This window comes from Tropicibacter sp. Alg240-R139, assembly GCF_900537075.1.
Lineage (GTDB): Bacteria > Pseudomonadota > Alphaproteobacteria > Rhodobacterales > Rhodobacteraceae > Falsiruegeria.
Genome location: NZ_UNRA01000002.1, coordinates 253,694 through 270,359 on the forward strand (window position 1 = coordinate 253,694; position 16,666 = coordinate 270,359).

Annotated in this window: 15 protein-coding genes and 1 pseudogene; 10 read left to right on the forward strand and 6 right to left on the reverse strand. The window is 57.1% G+C overall.

The window, feature by feature from the left end; translation table 11 throughout:
• Nucleotide 1: 1 nt before the first annotated feature.
• Both ettA and G6R15_RS08925 read right to left on the reverse strand, forming a co-directional pair.
• The gene (ettA, locus tag G6R15_RS08920; protein WP_164659519.1) at nucleotides 2-1,669 is read right to left on the reverse strand and encodes an energy-dependent translational throttle protein EttA; all 1,668 of its coding nucleotides are present in this window, start codon (nucleotides 1,667-1,669) and stop codon (nucleotides 2-4) included.
• 250 nt (nucleotides 1,670-1,919) lie between these two features.
• Nucleotides 1,920-3,320: pseudogene (locus G6R15_RS08925) on the reverse strand (P-loop NTPase fold protein).
• Nucleotides 3,321-3,415: 95 nt separating this feature from the next.
• Here G6R15_RS08925 and G6R15_RS08935 point away from each other — a divergent pair.
• The gene (locus tag G6R15_RS08935; RefSeq protein ID WP_164659521.1) at nucleotides 3,416-3,883 is read left to right on the forward strand and encodes an MOSC domain-containing protein; all 468 of its coding nucleotides are present in this window, start codon (nucleotides 3,416-3,418) and stop codon (nucleotides 3,881-3,883) included.
• Between the two features lie 33 nt (nucleotides 3,884-3,916).
• On the forward strand, nucleotides 3,917-4,531 hold the full coding sequence (locus tag G6R15_RS08940) for a nicotinate-nucleotide adenylyltransferase (RefSeq protein WP_164659522.1): 615 nt from the start codon (nucleotides 3,917-3,919) through the stop codon (nucleotides 4,529-4,531).
• Here G6R15_RS08940 and G6R15_RS08945 read toward each other — a convergent pair.
• Nucleotides 4,511-5,338, reverse strand: coding sequence for a DMT family transporter (locus G6R15_RS08945; protein WP_164659523.1), 828 nt, complete (start codon nucleotides 5,336-5,338; stop codon nucleotides 4,511-4,513). The two genes, G6R15_RS08940 and G6R15_RS08945, sit on opposite strands and share 21 nt — an antisense overlap.
• 85 nt (nucleotides 5,339-5,423) lie before the next feature.
• Between G6R15_RS08945 and dacB the strand changes: the two genes are divergently transcribed.
• Complete coding sequence (dacB, locus tag G6R15_RS08950; protein WP_164659524.1) at nucleotides 5,424-6,911, forward strand: D-alanyl-D-alanine carboxypeptidase/D-alanyl-D-alanine-endopeptidase; 1,488 nt, start codon at nucleotides 5,424-5,426, stop codon at nucleotides 6,909-6,911.
• A 52-nt stretch (nucleotides 6,912-6,963) separates the two neighbouring features.
• On the opposite strand, the gene G6R15_RS08955 is transcribed toward dacB, so the two are convergent.
• Complete coding sequence (locus G6R15_RS08955; protein WP_164659525.1) at nucleotides 6,964-7,386, reverse strand: tellurite resistance TerB family protein; 423 nt, start codon at nucleotides 7,384-7,386, stop codon at nucleotides 6,964-6,966.
• A 391-nt stretch (nucleotides 7,387-7,777) separates the two neighbouring features.
• On the opposite strand from G6R15_RS08955, the gene G6R15_RS08960 reads away from it, so the two are divergent.
• The 4 genes from G6R15_RS08960 to G6R15_RS08975 all read left to right on the forward strand — a co-directional run bounded on the left by G6R15_RS08960 (nucleotide 7,778) and on the right by G6R15_RS08975 (nucleotide 14,076).
• On the forward strand, nucleotides 7,778-9,511 hold the full coding sequence (locus tag G6R15_RS08960) for an AMP-binding protein (RefSeq protein WP_164659526.1): 1,734 nt from the start codon (nucleotides 7,778-7,780) through the stop codon (nucleotides 9,509-9,511).
• Between the two features lie 107 nt (nucleotides 9,512-9,618).
• Complete coding sequence (locus tag G6R15_RS08965; protein ID WP_164659527.1) at nucleotides 9,619-11,193, forward strand: lysine--tRNA ligase; 1,575 nt, start codon at nucleotides 9,619-9,621, stop codon at nucleotides 11,191-11,193.
• Nucleotides 11,194-11,247: 54 nt separating this feature from the next.
• Complete coding sequence (locus G6R15_RS08970; protein WP_164659528.1) at nucleotides 11,248-11,649, forward strand: DUF4864 domain-containing protein; 402 nt, start codon at nucleotides 11,248-11,250, stop codon at nucleotides 11,647-11,649.
• 141 nt (nucleotides 11,650-11,790) lie between these two features.
• Nucleotides 11,791-14,076 carry a glycosyl hydrolase family 28-related protein gene (locus G6R15_RS08975; protein WP_164659529.1) on the forward strand — a complete coding sequence of 762 codons (2,286 nt, stop codon included), beginning with the start codon at nucleotides 11,791-11,793 and terminating at the stop codon, nucleotides 14,074-14,076.
• 43 nt (nucleotides 14,077-14,119) lie between these two features.
• Here the strand turns inward: G6R15_RS08975 and G6R15_RS08980 are convergent, their stop codons facing one another.
• Complete coding sequence (locus G6R15_RS08980; protein WP_164659530.1) at nucleotides 14,120-14,785, reverse strand: hypothetical protein; 666 nt, start codon at nucleotides 14,783-14,785, stop codon at nucleotides 14,120-14,122.
• A gap of 133 nt (nucleotides 14,786-14,918) precedes the next feature.
• Here G6R15_RS08980 and parA point away from each other — a divergent pair, with 133 nt between their 5' ends.
• From parA to G6R15_RS08995, 3 genes are all read left to right on the forward strand, one after another.
• Nucleotides 14,919-15,554: a ParA family partition ATPase gene (gene parA / locus G6R15_RS08985; protein ID WP_164659531.1), complete on the forward strand. Its 636-nt coding sequence runs from the start codon at nucleotides 14,919-14,921 to the stop codon at nucleotides 15,552-15,554.
• Nucleotides 15,555-15,584: 30 nt separating this feature from the next.
• Nucleotides 15,585-15,905, forward strand: a complete 321-nt coding sequence (locus G6R15_RS08990; RefSeq protein ID WP_164659532.1) for an antibiotic biosynthesis monooxygenase — start codon at nucleotides 15,585-15,587, stop codon at nucleotides 15,903-15,905.
• A gap of 76 nt (nucleotides 15,906-15,981) precedes the next feature.
• Complete coding sequence (locus tag G6R15_RS08995; protein ID WP_164659533.1) at nucleotides 15,982-16,389, forward strand: universal stress protein; 408 nt, start codon at nucleotides 15,982-15,984, stop codon at nucleotides 16,387-16,389.
• Here the strand turns inward: G6R15_RS08995 and G6R15_RS09000 are convergent.
• Nucleotides 16,386-16,568, reverse strand: coding sequence for a hypothetical protein (locus tag G6R15_RS09000; RefSeq protein WP_164659534.1), 183 nt, complete (start codon nucleotides 16,566-16,568; stop codon nucleotides 16,386-16,388). The genes G6R15_RS08995 and G6R15_RS09000 overlap by 4 nt on opposite strands.
• Between the last annotated feature and the right edge of the window lie 98 nt (nucleotides 16,569-16,666).

The window sequence follows — 16,666 nt, forward strand, 5'->3', positions numbered from 1 at the left end:
TTTACCGCACAAACTTCTTGTGCTTCAACCGTTTGGGCTCCAAAGAATCCGGCCCCAGACGGCGTTTCTTGTCTTCTTCGTAGTCCTCGAAGTTGCCCTCGAACCATTCCACGTGGGCGTCGCCCTCAAACGCCAGGATGTGCGTACAAATCCGGTCGAGGAAGAAGCGGTCGTGCGAGATGACCACGGCGCAGCCGGCGAAGTCGACGAGGGCGTCTTCCAACGCGCGGAGGGTTTCGACGTCGAGGTCGTTGGTCGGTTCATCGAGGAGCAGCACGTTGCCGCCTTCTTTCAACAAACGGGCCATGTGGACGCGGTTGCGTTCTCCGCCTGACAGCAGGTTCAGCGGTTTCTGCTGATCGCCGCCTTTGAAGTTGAACGAAGAGCAATAGGCGCGGGAGTTCACCTGCGCGTCGCCTAGTTCGATGATCTCGGCGCCGCCGGAAATGGATTCCCAGACGGTTTCTTTATCATTCAGGTCATCGCGCGACTGGTCGACGTAGGACAGTTTGACGGTATCGCCATAGGTCACAGACCCGACGTCAGGCTGTTCCTGGCCGGTCAGCATGCGGAACAGGGTCGATTTACCTGCTCCGTTGGGGCCGATGACGCCGACAATGCCGCCGGGGGGCAGGGCAAAGGACAGGCCCTCGACCAGCTGTTTGTCGCCATAGTGCTTGGCGATGTTGTCGACCTCGATCACCTTGCCGCCCAGACGGGGGCCGTTGGGGATGACGATCTGGGCGCGGGTCAGCTTCTCGCGCTCGGACTGTTGGGCCAGATCGTTGTAGGCGTTGATCCGGGCCTTGGATTTTGCCTGACGGGCCTTGGCGCCCTGACGCATCCATTCCAATTCGCGCTGGAGGGTCTGCTGCTTGGATTTGTCTTCGCGGGCTTCTTGTTCCAGACGTTTGGCCTTCTGTTCCAGCCATGCAGAATAGTTGCCTTCGTAGGGGATGCCTTTGCCGCGGTCGAGTTCCAAGATCCACCCGGTGATGTCATCCAGGAAGTAACGGTCGTGGGTGACGATCAGAATTGTGCCTTTGTAATCAATAAGGTGCTGTTGCAGCCAGGCGATGGTTTCGGCGTCCAGGTGGTTGGTCGGTTCGTCCAGCAGCAGCATTTCGGGGGCTTCGAGCAGCAATTTGCACAGCGCCACGCGGCGTTTTTCACCGCCTGAGAGGTTGGCGATCTGGGCATCATCGGGGGGGCAGCGCAGCGCCTCCATCGAGATGTCGATTTGCGCGTCCAGATCCCACAGGTTTTCGGCGTCGATGGCATCCTGAAGGGTGGTCATCTCCTCCATAAGCTCGTCAGTGTAGTTCTCGGCCATCTCGATTGCGATGGCGTTGAAACGGTCGACTTTTGCCTTCTTCTCGGCGACGCCCAGCATGACGTTTTCACGTACATTCAGAGTTTCGTCGAGCTTGGGTTCCTGCGGAAGGTAGCCCACTTTGGCCCCTTCGGCGCACCAGGCCTCGCCGGTGAAGTCCTTGTCGAGGCCGGCCATGATCTTCATCAGGGTCGATTTACCCGCGCCGTTGACGCCGACGACACCGATTTTAACGCCCGGAAGGAAGGACAGGTGAATGTTTTCAAAGCATTTCTTGCCACCGGGATAGGTCTTGGAGACCCCCTGCATGTGGTAGACATATTGATAGGCAGCCATGGTGCGTCCTTTGGGGTGGGGAATTCAGGTTGGGCGGTGTGATAGCTGAACGTTGGGGGCGGGGCAATCGTCCAGATGCCTGGCGGGTCGGTCGAACGCCACGAAAGTGTGACGCCTCTGAGGGTGCTCAAACGGTCGAAAACTGCGATGCACAACCCGTGCACCATACGTGCACTACCCGTGCACCGCTGTGTGACGGTTTTTTAGGACTTGCTCAGTTCAAACGGTGCAAGAAAAAGCCAAGTCGCGCTCACTCATATGGCGTGACGGCATCAATGTAAGAATGAATCAAAGACGGTAATAGGTTCGCGCGAGAAACCTGCTCGAAGTCTTCGTGGACAAAGTCGTTTTTGTTGAGCCTCATACCTTCGGGAAGTGAATGATCCTCAATCGGGTTTAGATCGAACTTCGGATCGAGGTGATACCTCCAAGCAAGCGCCAAAATTGCTTTTCGATCTATTGGGCGTTGGTATGACTCGACTTCGTGATCTAAACCAAAAAGCGATAATACATCGTGCAAAAGGAGCTTTCCCTGCCTCATTTGATTCAATAGCTGGGGGTTCTTTACCCGCATAATGACCAAACCGGGCAAAAGCAGGGATTGGAATTGGCCGGAACCCCAACCTGTATCCATCGGCGGCAAAAGAGCGCATTGTGTTGCAATCTTTTCTAGATCTCGTAGCGACAACGTGACTGCTATTCCAGTTTCGTTCAGGTATCGACCCACACCGTTAAAAGCTGAGTTAGTTTCAAGATTTAATTTTGATTTGAGAAGTAGGTAGTATTTTGAGTATTCGGATTCTGCTCTACGCTGCTTGCTTGTCGTCAGTGGGATTTGGACCGAAACAAACTTTGCGAGGTAGTCCGCTGCATTCACGTCTGCTCCATACCTTGCTCTAACGCTGTTTCTCAACTCTTCCAAATTAACACCCAGTATGAACTGAATGCCGGCTACATTGAAAAAGTGCTTGATGATCTCCAGTAGCGACAGGGCGTAGTCAGGGCGGCAACGATCCAGTTCGTCGACCACTATGACCAGCTTGCGAGAGGGAGTGCCGCTGGCGTCGGGCTCGGTCAGGTTGACCAATGCTTGACGAAATGCATTCATCGCAGCGCGTTTGCCGTCTTCCTTTTTCCAGAAGGAGATGAGCGATTTTGAAAGCTCTCCGCCTTCTTCGGCCATATTGTCGCTGATGTCGTTTAATGCCCCGTCCTCATCGCCAGTCAACGATATCACATGACCAACGAGAGCAGCGGTGCTGAGTCTAACAGCGACCTTACCTAGAAAAGGCGCAGCGTTCTTTGCCAGTTTCCACGCCTGAGCGGCCTTGCTGTCTGGCTCGCGCTGAATACGCTCAGAAATTGCTCCGGTCAGTGCAATCAGCGGGTCGTCGAGAAAATCATGCTCGAACGCGTCGAATTAGACCGTTTGGCAATTGCCGTCCCGTTTCAGGTGCTCGCCGACCCAGCATTTCAGGAACAAGGATTTGCCGCTGCCCCAGGCTCCATCAAGGGCGATGACCAGCGGATCGTCGATGCGTTCCACTAATTCAGACAAACGGTGGCCGGTTTTCTCGCGGCCAAGCTTGTCGTGTCCGGCGAAACCGTCTTTGTACAATTTAATTTTTGGCGCGGGCATCGTCAGGCGCATGGGTAAACTCCAATTCACAAATCAATCAGGGGTAGTGTTAGCTTCTGGTTCACAAATGGCTAGGGTGTAGTGACGTCAGATTGGGAGGTGGGTTCATGTCGTTGAAAGAACTGATTGCTAGTTGGGCGCAGCCGGGGCGGGTGGCTTGGATTGGGGTGCGGCCTGGGCGGCGGGGGGAGATGGAGAGACTCTCGGGGGTTTGGATTGGTGAGGACGGGTTGCAGGGGGATCGCGCGCGGGCTGGGAAGCGGGCTGTGACGTTGGTCCAGCAGGAGCATTTGGCGGCGATTGGGAGCTATCTGGGGCAGGGGGCGGCGCAACCGGATATCCTGCGGCGCAATCTGGTGGTGGAGGGGATTAATCTGAGTGCGCTCAAGGGGCGGCGCGTGCAGGTGGGCGAGGCCGTGTTGGAGGTCACCACGATCTGCGCGCCGTGTTCCCGGATGGAAGAGGCGTTTGGGCCCGGTGGGTATTCGGCGGTGCGGGGGCATGGGGGATGGTGTGCGCTGGTGATCGAACCGGGGCAGGTGAGGTTGGGCGATGCGGTTCAGCCTGTTGATTGACAACAATCTTCTATCGGGCCAAGCACGGGGGCGATGAGACATTTGTTGCCATATGCGCGGGCCGGGCAGGTAATTGGTCTGCTGGGGGGCTCGTTTGATCCGCCCCATGCGGGCCATGTGCATGTCACGCGCGAGGCGATCAAGGCGTTTGGGCTGGATCGTGTTTGGTGGCTGGTAAGCCCGGGCAATCCGCTGAAGGCGCGCGGACCTGCGCCGCTGGGTCAGCGGATGGCGGCGGCGCGCGCGCTGATAGATGACCCGAGGGTCGAAGTCACGGATATTGAAGCTCAGATCGGCACGCGGGTGACGGCGGACACCTTGGCAGACATGCGGCGGCTTTATCCCGGTGTCCGTTTTGTCTGGTTGATGGGAGCCGACAACCTGGCGCAGCTGCATCGCTGGGGCAATTGGCGCGAGATCATGGAGACGGTGCCGGTGGGCGTGGTGGCGCGACCGGGGGATCGCATCTCGGCCCGGATGGCGCCTGCGGTGCGGGCTTATGGCGGGGCGCGGCTGGATGGTCAGGCGCGGCGGTTGTTGGGGCGGGCGCAGGCCCCGGCGTGGTGTTTCGTGAATGTGCCGATGGTTGATATCAGTTCAACCGACATTCGTGCGCGCGGGGATTGGTCAGCGGCGCAAGGCGGCTGAGGCGAGACCCGACATGAGGACCAGCGCCAGCCCGGCCCAAGTGATCGTGTCGGGAAAGTCGTTGAATACGGCCCATCCCAACCCAGTTGCTGCGATCAGTTGGAAGTAGACCAGCGGCGCCAATTTGGTGGCAGGGGCGCGGGCATAGGCCACCAGCAAGAGCAGATTGCCCAGCATCGAGCCAAGCGCGCTGAGCGTTGTGAGCCCGGCGACAGCTGGTGTGAGTGTCGGCAAATGCATCAGCCCCAGTGGCATCAGCACCAGAGCCGAGACAAAGAGCTGCGTGAAGCTGAGTGCCAGCGGCGAGCCAAGATGTGACAGCCAGCGGGAGGCGGTCAGGAAGCTGCCATAGAAACATCCCGCAAGCAGGGCCCAAGCCAGACCGCTTGTGCCGCCAAATCCGGGGCGGACGACCAGCAGGACACCGGCAAAGCCAGTCAGCATGAGCAGGGAACGGATTGTTGTCGTTGGCTCTCGTAGCAGGAAGGCCGAGAGCACGTAGCTGAGGATCGGGCCAATGAAGAAGGCGGCGAAGACATCGGCCAAGGGTTCCGTCTTTAGAGCGGTCTGGATTGAGAAGATGCCGCCCGCCAGCAAAAGCGCGCGAAACCAGATGCGCGGGTCGCGCAATAGGGATAAGGCTGCACGCGACGTGAAGGGCAGGATTATCACAACGCCCAGGGCAAACCGTGACCAAGCAACAAAGATCGGGGAAGCGCCTTGGGCCCCTGTCAGCAGCTTTCCCGCCATGTCCCCGGCGGGAATTAGCGACATCGCAACGAACATGATCAGAACGGCCTTAAGCATGTGTCGCGGGTATCATGGGGCACAGACAGAGAAAACCTTGAAACTGCCGCTTGTTTGACATGAAAGTCTGCGATTTTATGGCCCCATGAGCGGTTTGATTTCGAGACGATTTTTGTTGGGGGCTTTGGGGGCATTTGCCGTTCCCGGAACAGGCTTTGCCAATGCCCCCGTGACGTCCCTGCGCCCGCAGATGCGCGGGCTGGGAGGGGCGCCGCAGGGTGGGCCCGAAACGGTTGTCAAAGCGTCTGGGTTGACGGGGAATGTGGCTTTTGCCGTTGCGGATGTGAAAACCGGCTTGCAGCTGGAATCTGTTGGGTCGGCGACGGGGCTGCCCCCTGCCAGTGTCGCCAAGGCGCTCACGGCGCTTTATGCCTTGGATGTTTTGGGGGCCGGGCATGTGTTTCGCACAGAGCTTGTCGCAGAGGGGCCAATCAAGAATGGGGTTCTGAAGGGCGATCTGGTGTTGGTTGGCGGAGGTGATCCAACGCTGGACACAAATGCGCTGGGCAAGTTGGCGGCAAATCTAAAATCGGCTGGTGTGCGCGAGGTTCGGGGAAAGTTCAAAGTGTATGATGGGGCGCTGCCCTATATACGCAGCATTGATCCCGCGCAGCCCGATCATCTGGGATACAGCCCGTCAGTGTCCGGTATTGCATTGAATTTCAACCGCGTGCATTTCGAATGGAAACGCGGTGGCAAAGGGTATTCGGTCGCGATGGACGCCCGAAGCAACAAGTACAAACCTCAGGTCGCTATGGCGCAGATGCAGGTCAAGAACCGGCGTCTGCCTGTTTACACCTACGAGGAAACACCGCGGATCGACAAGTGGACTGTGGCCAGTCAGGCGCTGGGCAAGGGTGGATCGCGGTGGTTACCGGTGCGCAAGCCTGCGCTTTATGCGGGGGACGTGTTTCAGACGTTGGCGCGGGCAAACGGGATCGTTCTTAAGAACCCCAAGGTTACGAATGCTCGACCCGCTGGAACCGTTTTGGCGGTTCACCAGAGTGCACCGCTGCAGGTTATCTTGAAGGGCATGTTGAAGTATTCGACCAACCTGACGGCTGAAATGGTCGGTATGTCGGCGACTGCCGCGCGCAGTGGCAAGCCAGCTTCATTGAAAGCCTCGGCCCAAGAAATGAGCCGTTGGGCCGCGTCCAAATATGGCATGAGCGGTACCAGCCTGGTGGATCATTCTGGCCTGGGCGATGCGTCGCGGATGACGCCACAGGATCTGCTTGGGGCATTGGTGCAGGTTCACAAGCTGGGGATTCTTCGCCCGCTGCTCAAGCCGTTTGCCATGCGTGACAGCAAGGGGCGTGTGCTGAAGTCACATCCGATCAAGGTGGATGCCAAGACAGGAACGCTGAACTTTGTTTCGGGGCTGGGCGGGTTCATGACGGCAGCAGATGGAACCGAGCTGGCTTTTGCCATCTTCACGGCGGATACGGGTAAACGGGCGCGAATCAAACGTGCGGATCGCGAAGTGCCCGAAGGCGCGCGGGCGTGGAACAGGCGATCAAAGCGGTTGCAGCAAAAGCTGATCGAACGCTGGGGTGCGCTTTACGGCAGCTGATGCCCAACAAAAAACCCGGCGATGAGGCCGGGTTTTTGTAGCATGGAGGGGCTCAGACCACGTGTCGGGCCCGTGCGCCGCGTTCGATGGCAGCAGCGTGCAGACGGTCGACGTTCAGCTCGTACCGGATCTCTTCGAGCAGGCGAAGTTCGGTTTCGGCTAGATTGCCGTCTGCAGCTGCCACGTCGCAGGCGAGCGCATAAGCGGTTTCATAAAGACGCTCTGGCAGGTTTTCGCGGGTCAAGCCAAATAGCGCATCCAGCCCATCCTCTTGTTCGAACAGGTCGAACACCACAGAGGAGACGCGATTGATGCGGTCGATGTCATAATCGGCAAAGACGGGGAGCATGTTTACGGCCGACTGGATCTTGACCAGCTCGGCAGTGCGGATGTTTTCGTCCGAAGCCGATACCGCAACCATGATCGCAACAAGGCAATCCTGCGGGGTCATCGGGTGAGGCGCTTGCTGAGTCATGGTAATCCTGATGATTGAATTCCGATGCAAGATACGGGTGCGAGGTCATGGGTTCAACACCTTGTTGCAGATTGGAATGCAGGCAATTGTGAACTTGCCCAAGAGGGGGCTCACGGAATGAGCGGCCAAATGTCTGCTGTTTCTGTCGCACCTCGCAAATCGGGTTTCACCCGTCAAACCCTTGAAAGCGAAGGACATAGGACAGCCTTTGTTCTAAAAAAGAGGCTTTTGAGATCTCTTGTGAGGTATTTGATGTAAGAATAAGTGCTGAAATTCGCTCTTTTCTGATGCTGAATTGCCCGCTTCACTGGTTCAGGATGGCGCGGCCATTCGCACGATAAAGATTGCCACAGGTTCTGAAGCCAGTGACGATGCGCCAAGGGAGGAAGATATGGTTACTCAGACACAAGACGGAGGACTGGCAGTTGCGGCCAGACCCGCGGCCCCGGCAGGTGGGCTTTCCCTTGTCAAAGGGCCGGTTACCCCGGACTTGATGCGCAAGACCATTCCCCAACTTCTTAGGGATGCCGTCGAAGCATTCGGTGAACGAGACGCTGCAGTGTTTTGCGAACAGGGAGTTCGGGTGAGTTATGAGCAGCTCGCGGCGGCGGTTGATGAGCTGGCGGCGGGGTTGCTGGCAATTGGGTTGTCCAAAGGCGACAGGGTCGGGATCTGGTCGCCGAACCGGTATGAGTGGGTATTGACGCAGTTTGCTACCGCGCGTGTCGGGCTGATTTTGGTCAACATCAATCCGGCCTATCGATTGGGCGAGTTGGAATATGCGCTGAACAAGGTCGCCTGTAGGGCGTTGATCACCGCGCGCGCGTTCAAGACGTCTGATTATGTTGGCATGATCCGTGATTTGGCGCCCGAGCTGAACACATGTGCGCCGGGGCAATTACAGGCCGAGAAACTCCCACATCTGCGGAGTGTTGTGGTCACTGACTTAGAGTCGGATGCGGGGATGTATTCCTTTGATCAGGTCCGGGATTTGGGACACGCGGTTGAGCGCGTTGAATTGGACGAAATCGAGGTGACACTTTCGCCCGATGATCCGATCAACATCCAGTTTACATCGGGCACGACAGGCATGCCCAAGGGCGCAACGTTGTCGCACAACAACATCGTCAATAATGGGCGGTTGGTGACCGACCTCATCAACCTGACCAAGGACGAAGCCCTGGCGATACCGGTGCCGCTCTATCACTGTTTTGGGATGGTGATGGGCGTTTTGGGTGCCGTCAGCAAAGGCGCCAAGATGGTCTTTCCCGGCGAAGGGTTTGACGCGGCGCAGACGTTGGATGCGCTGGAGGCAGAAGGATGTTCTGCCGTTTACGGTGTTCCGACGATGTTCGTCGCGATGCTTGAAGACTTGGAGCAAAAGCCACGTGATCTGAGTGCGATGCGGACCGGAATCATGGCGGGGGCTACGTGTCCGGTCGAAGTTATGGAGCGGGTGAATTCGGAAATGAATATGCCCGAGGTGACGATCTGCTACGGCATGACTGAGACCTCGCCTGTGTCATTCCAGAGCTTTGTGGATGATCCAACGGACAAGCGGTGCGAGACGGTTGGGCGCGTTCACCCTCATCTTGAGGTCAAGATCATTGATACTGACGGAAACACAGTGGCAGTGGGGGAACAGGGTGAGCTGTGCACGCGCGGCTATTCGGTGATGACGGGGTATTGGGGCGAGGAAGAAAAGACGGCTGAGAGCATCGTTGATGGCTGGATGCACACCGGTGATCTTGCCACGTTTGACCCGCAGGGGTTCTGTTCGATTGTGGGGCGGGTCAAGGACATGATCATTCGCGGCGGCGAGAACATTTATCCCCGCGAGGTCGAAGAGTATCTGATCCGACATCCCAAGGTGAGCGATGTGCAGGTGTTTGGTATACCCGACGACAGATTTGGCGAGCAGGTCTGTGCCTGGGTGATCGCCAAGCCGGGCGAGACAGTGACCCCAACGGAAGTGTTGGAGTTCACCAAGGGGCAGATCGCGCACTACAAAGTGCCCAAACACATCCGGATCGTAGACGAGTTGCCGATGACCATTACCGGCAAGCCACAGAAATTCGTGATGCGGGACAAGATGGTTGAGATGCTGCAGCAACAGGCCGGATAAGGCAAAATCTGCCCCGTCTTTGTTGACTCATGCCGCAGTTGCACAATAGGAGAGGCCGGGTTGGTTGCATGGGGCAACCGGCACCGACTTCCCCTATGGAGACTGATATGTCTGATCTGCGTGAAACCGCTCTTGCGTCCAAGGCCTGGCCTTTTGAAGAAGCGCGCCGGGTGCTTAAACGCTATTCAAAGTCTCCACCTGAAAAGGGGTATGTGCTGTTCGAGACCGGGTATGGTCCGTCGGGTCTGCCCCATATCGGGACGTTTGGCGAGGTTGCCCGCACGGCGATGATCAAGCGCGCGTTTGAGGAAATCAGTGATATCCCAACCAAGCTGGTGTCGTTCTCGGACGATCTGGACGGCATGCGCAAGGTGCCGGGCAATGTGCCCAATGCCGAGATGATGGAAGAACATTTGCAGCGACCGTTGTCGGTTGTGCCCGATCCGTTTGGGACGCACGACAGCTTTGGTGCGCACAACAATGCGATGCTGTGCCGGTTCCTGGACACTTTTGGGTTCGACTATGAATTCGTCAGCTCGAGCGAATTTTATCGTTCGGGCGAGTTCGATGACGTCTTGCGCCGATGCGTCGAGCGGTATGACGACATCATGGCCATCATGCTCAAAAGCTTGCGCGAAGAACGTCGCCAGACCTATTCGATTTTCCTGCCGATCCACCCCGAAACGGGGCGGGTTCTGTATGTGCCGATGAAGTCGGTGAATGTGGCCGATCACACCATCACATTTGACGACGAAGACGGCAAGGAATGGACGCTGCCGGTCACCGGTGGAAACGTGAAACTACAGTGGAAGCCGGATTTCGGTGCACGCTGGGCGGCGCTGGGCGTTGATTTTGAGATGTACGGCAAAGACCACAGCACCAACACGCCGATCTATGATGGCATCTGTCGGGTTCTGGGGGCCAAGGCGCCCGAGCATTTCACGTATGAGCTGTTTTTGGATGAAAACGGTCAGAAGATTTCGAAGTCGTCCGGCAACGGCGTGTCGATCGACGAATGGCTGACCTATGCCAGCGCCGAAAGCCTGTCGTATTTCATGTACCAGAAACCCAAGACCGCCAAACGGCTGTTCTTTGACGTGATCCCCAAGGCGGTGGATGAATATCACCAGCAGCTGCGCGCCTATCCCGGCCAAGAGCCGAAGGCGCAGCTGAACAACCCGGTTTGGCATATTCATGGTGGCGATGTTCCGGCCTCGACCCTTGTTGTGCCGTTTGCCATGCTGTTGAACCTGGCGTCGGTGTCGGGGGCTGAAGACAAGGAAACGCTTTGGGGCTTTATCGGTCGCTATGCGCCTGATGCCAGCGCCGAGAGCCATCCTGATCTGGATCAGGCGGCGGGCTTTGCGGTTCGTTACTTCAACGACTTCGTCAAGCCGACACGCAGCTTCCGCGCGCCGACGGATCAAGAGCGGGAAGCTCTGGAGGCGCTGCGGGCTGAACTGGTTGCGTATGACGGTCCGGTTGAAGATGAGGCGCTGCAATCCATCGTTTATTCGGTCGGTCGCGAGCGGTTTGATCCGATGCGGGCCTGGTTCACCGCGCTTTACGAGGTTTTGCTGGGTGCCAGCCAAGGGCCGCGTTTTGGCGGGTTCATTGCGCTTTATGGTGTCGACGAAACCGTGGCCCTGATCGACAAGGGCCTGGCGGGCGAGCTGGCCTGATTTGACGATCCGGCGCATGGGGCTAATTCTGGGGCATAGCCCGGAGGATGTTCCATGCGCCAATTTGTTTCCGCAGTTGCCCTGACACTGGCCTTGGCAAGCCCCTTGCCCGCGCAAGAGGTTGAGATCGAAAGCCAGATACGGTCGCAGATTTTGGCGTTCAAGGCGGATGATTTTGTTACCGCCTTTGGGTTTGCCAGCCCAACGATCCAGAACTTGTTTCGAACACCTGAAAATTTTGGCGTGATGGTTCGGCGCGGCTATCCGATGGTGTGGCGCCCCGGCGAGGTGCGCTTTCTGGAACTGCGTGAGATCGCGGGTTATCAGTGGCAGAAGGTCATGATTACCGATGGCGACGGATCAGTGCATATTCTTGATTACCAAATGGTGAACGAAGAAGGTGTGTGGAAAATCAACGGCGTACAGATTCTGGATGCCGGTGGTGAGACCGCCTGAGCAACGCCACCGTGACGGTGCTATAAAGCGCCCTTAATCCCTTTGACTTACCCAATTGCTCGCGTCCGAGTTTTTCGCTTGGACCACGGGTTTCGTGCGCTTTTGCAGGTGGTCTGCGGCGCGATTGGGAAAGGGATTTGGATGAACAAGGCAATCACCGACGGTATTCAGTTCATGCCGCCTTCGTTTAAGGATGGTCTTAACGTCTGGTCAAGCGGCGACGGCACGCCGGGTTCGGATACATATGACGGGGCTGCCAATGCAGCTTTTGTTCCAGCCGATGCAGATTTCGGCGGGTGTCTGGAGCTGCAGAAAACCAGCTCGACCCAGAAGCTGCGCTATATGGGGCAAACACCGCTGCAACCAGGGTGTTATCTGCAGATCAAAGCGCGGGTTAAGGCGATCAGTGGCAACCTACCGACGGTGCGTATCGCAGGCTGGGCCGGGGCGGCGGGAAATACCCACATTTCCGGTGTGACCGAGCGTGCGGATGCCGTGACTCTGACGTCTTACGGCGAAGTTGTCGAAGTCACGGGGATCGTCGGTTCGGGTGCGCGCTCTGGTGTTGACATGCCATGGGGGCGGACTGCGCTTTATGGTCATTTTGGTCTGGATATCGAGGGCGCGAACGGCGGCCTTATCCGCGTCGATGACATCGAGATCACGGATATCACAAACGTATTCCTGCGCGACATGATCGGGATTGTCGACGTTCGCGATTATGGCGCCGTGGGCAACGGATCAACAGATGATTCTGCGGCCTTTGAGGCAGCGGATTCCGCCGCAAACGGGCGTACCGTCTTTGTACCCGCGGGCACGTATTACCTGAACAACAGTGTGACCTTGGATTCTCAAGTGTCATTCGAAGGCACGGTATCCATGCCTGCCGACAGGATGTTGATCCTGACCAAGAACTTTGACCTGCCAAGCTACATTGATGCGTTTGGCAACGAAGAGGCGGCCTTTCGTAAGGCGTTTCAGGCATTGCTGAACAACGTCGATCATGAGAGCCTTGACCTGGGTGGGCGCAAAGTTGCGCTGAGCGGGCCAATTGACATGCAGGCAGCGGTTCCCAACAAGACAAGCTATGCAACGCGCCGTGTGATCCGCAATGGACAACTTGAGGCGCAGGACAGTGCCGCTTGGGACACCCAGATCTACACCTCGCAGGCGACCTATGATCCAGGTAATCCCAAGGCTTTGACCAATGTGACCAATGTCGCCAACATCCCGGTGGGGTCTCTGGTCAAGGGCAATGGAGTGGGGCGCGAGGTCTATGTCCGAGCCAAGAACGTCGGTGCGGGTGAGATTACTTTGTCGTCAGAGCTTTATGATGCGGCAGGTACGCAGAATTTCACGTTCCACGATTTCAAGTACATGCTGGATTTCCGCGGCTTTAACCAATTGTCGAAGTTCGCAATGTCGGACATCGAATTCCAGTGCAGCGGACGCTGTAGTGCCATTACCCTGGCCCCGTCAGGGGTCGGCTTCAATTTGCGCGATTGCTTTATCAGCCGCCCAAAAGACAGGGGTGTCACATCCAGCGGCGGCGGGTGCCAGGGCATGATCATTGATCAGTGCCAGTTCTTGTCACTAGAGGATCAGCTGAATGTCGGTGATCGCGTGTCGATTGCGATCAACGCAAACGCAAACGACGTCAAGCTTCGAAACAACCGCGCTACCCGCTTTTTGCACTTTGCGGTCCTGTCCGGCGGCAACTCTCTGGTTCTGGGCAATCACTTCTTCCAAGGCGATGCCGTGGCTGGGGGTCCGCGCTCGGCAGGATTGGTCATTATCGGGACATACACCAGTTCAACCGTCGCCGGGAACTATATCGACAACTGCTCGGTCGAATGGACCAACGAGCATGACTCGACCCCTGACTTTGTTTCGGGATTTTCCTACAGCGCGCTTAGCATCACCGACAACATCTTCTTGTCTGGCGATGTGGCGTCGTGGTTCAGCTATATCGTTGTTCGCCCCTTTGGCACCGGTCATTTCCTGAATGGCGTTTCGATCACAGGAAACAAGTTCCGGTCGGTCAACGGTTACATCGACCGGGCCGAGCGGGTCGATACCAGCTTTTCGGGCCTGAATTTCGCCCGCAGCAGAGACGTCTTGTTCGAAGGCAACACGTTCCATGGTGTCACGCAAAGGGTCGCCAACCCCTTGCGTATTCGCCACGATCAGAATTCAGCCTCGCAGACTTGGGTGATCGATACCGACGGCGGGTTGCCGTTTGGGGCGCGGGCGCGTGGGGTTGACGGGATTGTTCCGATCAACGCGTTGACCAACGGTTCGGGCAGCACCCGCTATCACATGCCTTACGTTCAACTGGAACGCGGCAGCAATGGCGATCAGGTGCATCTTGTCTTTGAAGAGGCCGTTCAGGGGACAGCCGCAGTTCAGGTGCGTATCGATAAATAGGATCATAGGGGGGCTGCTTTGGTGGCCCCCTTCGTTGCTTTCCTTAGAACTCGCGCCAAAGCGCGATCTTTACGCCGTACCCTTTGGGGTATGCTGATCGGCGTTCGATTCCGAATTGCCACCTTGTGTTGTTTTTGCCGCGGATCAAAATGGAAGGCGTGATTGACCAGTGAACTTCTGAATCGCCAAAGTAAGAGGTTTCGATCTGTAACATTGGGTTGATAAGTCGATCTGCAGACAGCCCCACCGTCGCGTCCAGTTTGTAGAACGGATCATTGGTGCGCAGGCGGTGTTCGAACGCTAAGTCGATAGCCAACCAGCCATAGCCCCAAGGCGTTTCCAAGCTTTGTCCATAGGACAGTCCCACCTTGTACATCGGGTGCCAACGATCCTGAAAATGATGGCCGCCGCCGCCGAATTCAAAGGCAAATCGCCCGTTCTGCCCCAGTTCCGCTACGGGGATGCGGGCAAATACCAGGGCGTGCCCAGTCAGTCCTGGACGCTCGTTCAAGTCGAGGCCGACGGTCAGATTGGGGGTCAGCCCCCATTCTCCGTATACGGCTGATTTGAAATCATAGGTGTCGGATGGATTGTAGATTGTTCCAGTCAAGGACAGAAACCCGGTACCTTTTTCGCGCAGCCATGCACCTGCGCTGGCTGACTGAGCCGCGCATAAACTGAGCAGAAGAATTGCCAGGATGCGACCCATCGCGTGCCCTCCGATTATAGTTTCGTAAACCTTAGTTAACGAGGAGTTACCATACGCCCGGATTCAGAAATTTTTGCATTGTGGCGCAGTTGAAAGTGTCTATGCTGCGGTGCAGCAAAATTGGAGGTTCCCCGTGGGGCATGTCGTCACGATTGCGCAGCAAAAAGGCGGGTCGGGCAAGACCACCATGGCGGTCAACCTGGCGGTTGCCTTTGCCAAGGCTGGCAAGTCCGTGGCGCTTATGGACACCGACCCTCAGGGCAGTGCGGGGCGCTGGTTCATGACCCGGCTGGAGAGCACCGACAACACTCCGGGGTTGGAGTTTTCCACGGCGTCGGCCTGGGGCGTGACCTATGAGGTTCGCAAACTGGCCGAAGCCCATGATATCGTTCTGATCGACACCCCGCCCAAGGCCGATAGCGATCTGCGCCCGGCCATGCGCGCGTCGGATCTGGTTCTGATCCCGGTCGCAACCTCGCATCTGGACTTGTGGGCTGTGGAAATGGTGCTCTACCTTGCGGATCGCGAAAGCAAGCCTGCGATGATGGTGATGACGCGCGCCCGTGCAGGCACCCGTCTGGACGCCGAAGTAACCGAAAAGGCGCGTGAGCTAGAGGCTGATGTTGCCCAAGCTCAGCTGGCCAATCGGGTCGTTTATGCTGAAACTTTGGGGCAGGGGCGCACGGTCAGTGAATCCGGCAATCGCATTGCCAAGGCAGAAGTCACTGGATTGATGCAAGAAATCGAGAGCGTCCTGAAAAACCTGTGATAGGCTGGGGGAGACTCAAGGAGGATCCGCATGCCAAACATTTCCAAAGCCGCCCAGGTCCAAACCGTCATCACCACCTTTGAAATGACCCCTGGTACCTGCCAGGACCTGCTCGAAGCCCTGACTGGCGCTTATGCCGATTTCATTTCGAAACAGCCCGGTTTTGTCGCGGCGGGCTTGCATGTCAACGACGCGCAGACCCGTATTGCCAACTATTCACAGTGGGAACGGCGCGAGGACTTTCTGGCCATGCTTCGCACCCCGGAAATGCGAGACCGCAATCGCAAGATCAACGAGATGTGCAAAAGTTTCGAGCCGGTCATGTATGACGTGGCCGAGACCTTTGGCTGACACATGATCTGAATCAACGCACAAGGCAGCGAGAACAGGCAGGATCTGAGCGTCTTTTCATAAAGGAGCGCGATCCATGTATCATAACATCCTTGTACCGATTTCTTTTGATTCAGAACGGGACATTTCTGGCCCGCTCAAACTGGCCGAGCTTTTGGCGACACCAAATGCGCAGATTACGCTGCTGCATGTGGTCGAGCACATTCCGGCTTATGCTATTTCATACATGCCGACCGACTATCTGGTCGAAACCCGTGTTGCCATCCAACGCGAGCTGGAATCACTGGCCGAAACGCTGCCCAATGCCAAGGCCGAAGTCATCGAAGGCCACAAGGGTCGATCGATCTTGGACTGGGCCGGAGAAAATAAGCCTGATTTGATCATCGTGGCTTCGCACAGGCCGGGGATGCAGGACCTGTTGTTGGGGTCCACTGCAACACAGATCGTGCGCAACGCGGGCTGCGCAATCCATGTGGTGCGCTAGATCGCGTTGATCCAGACCAGAACAAGGAATGGCAGCGTGGCAAGCAAAAGGGCAAGCCACTGCCATTTCGCGCTGCGCGCAAGAAAATTGACGGGCACAACGACGATGATCAAAGCCAAAAAACCCACCGTCAGGAAACCATAAGCCATGCCTTGGCCGGCGGCATCAGAGGGGGTCATGGAGATGTTCTGCCAAGCCGGCACAGAACCAATATCTGCCCGCCTGCGATCAGTTAGATGGCAAAACGCATACACTTCGCTTACCAAAATCGCGCGGG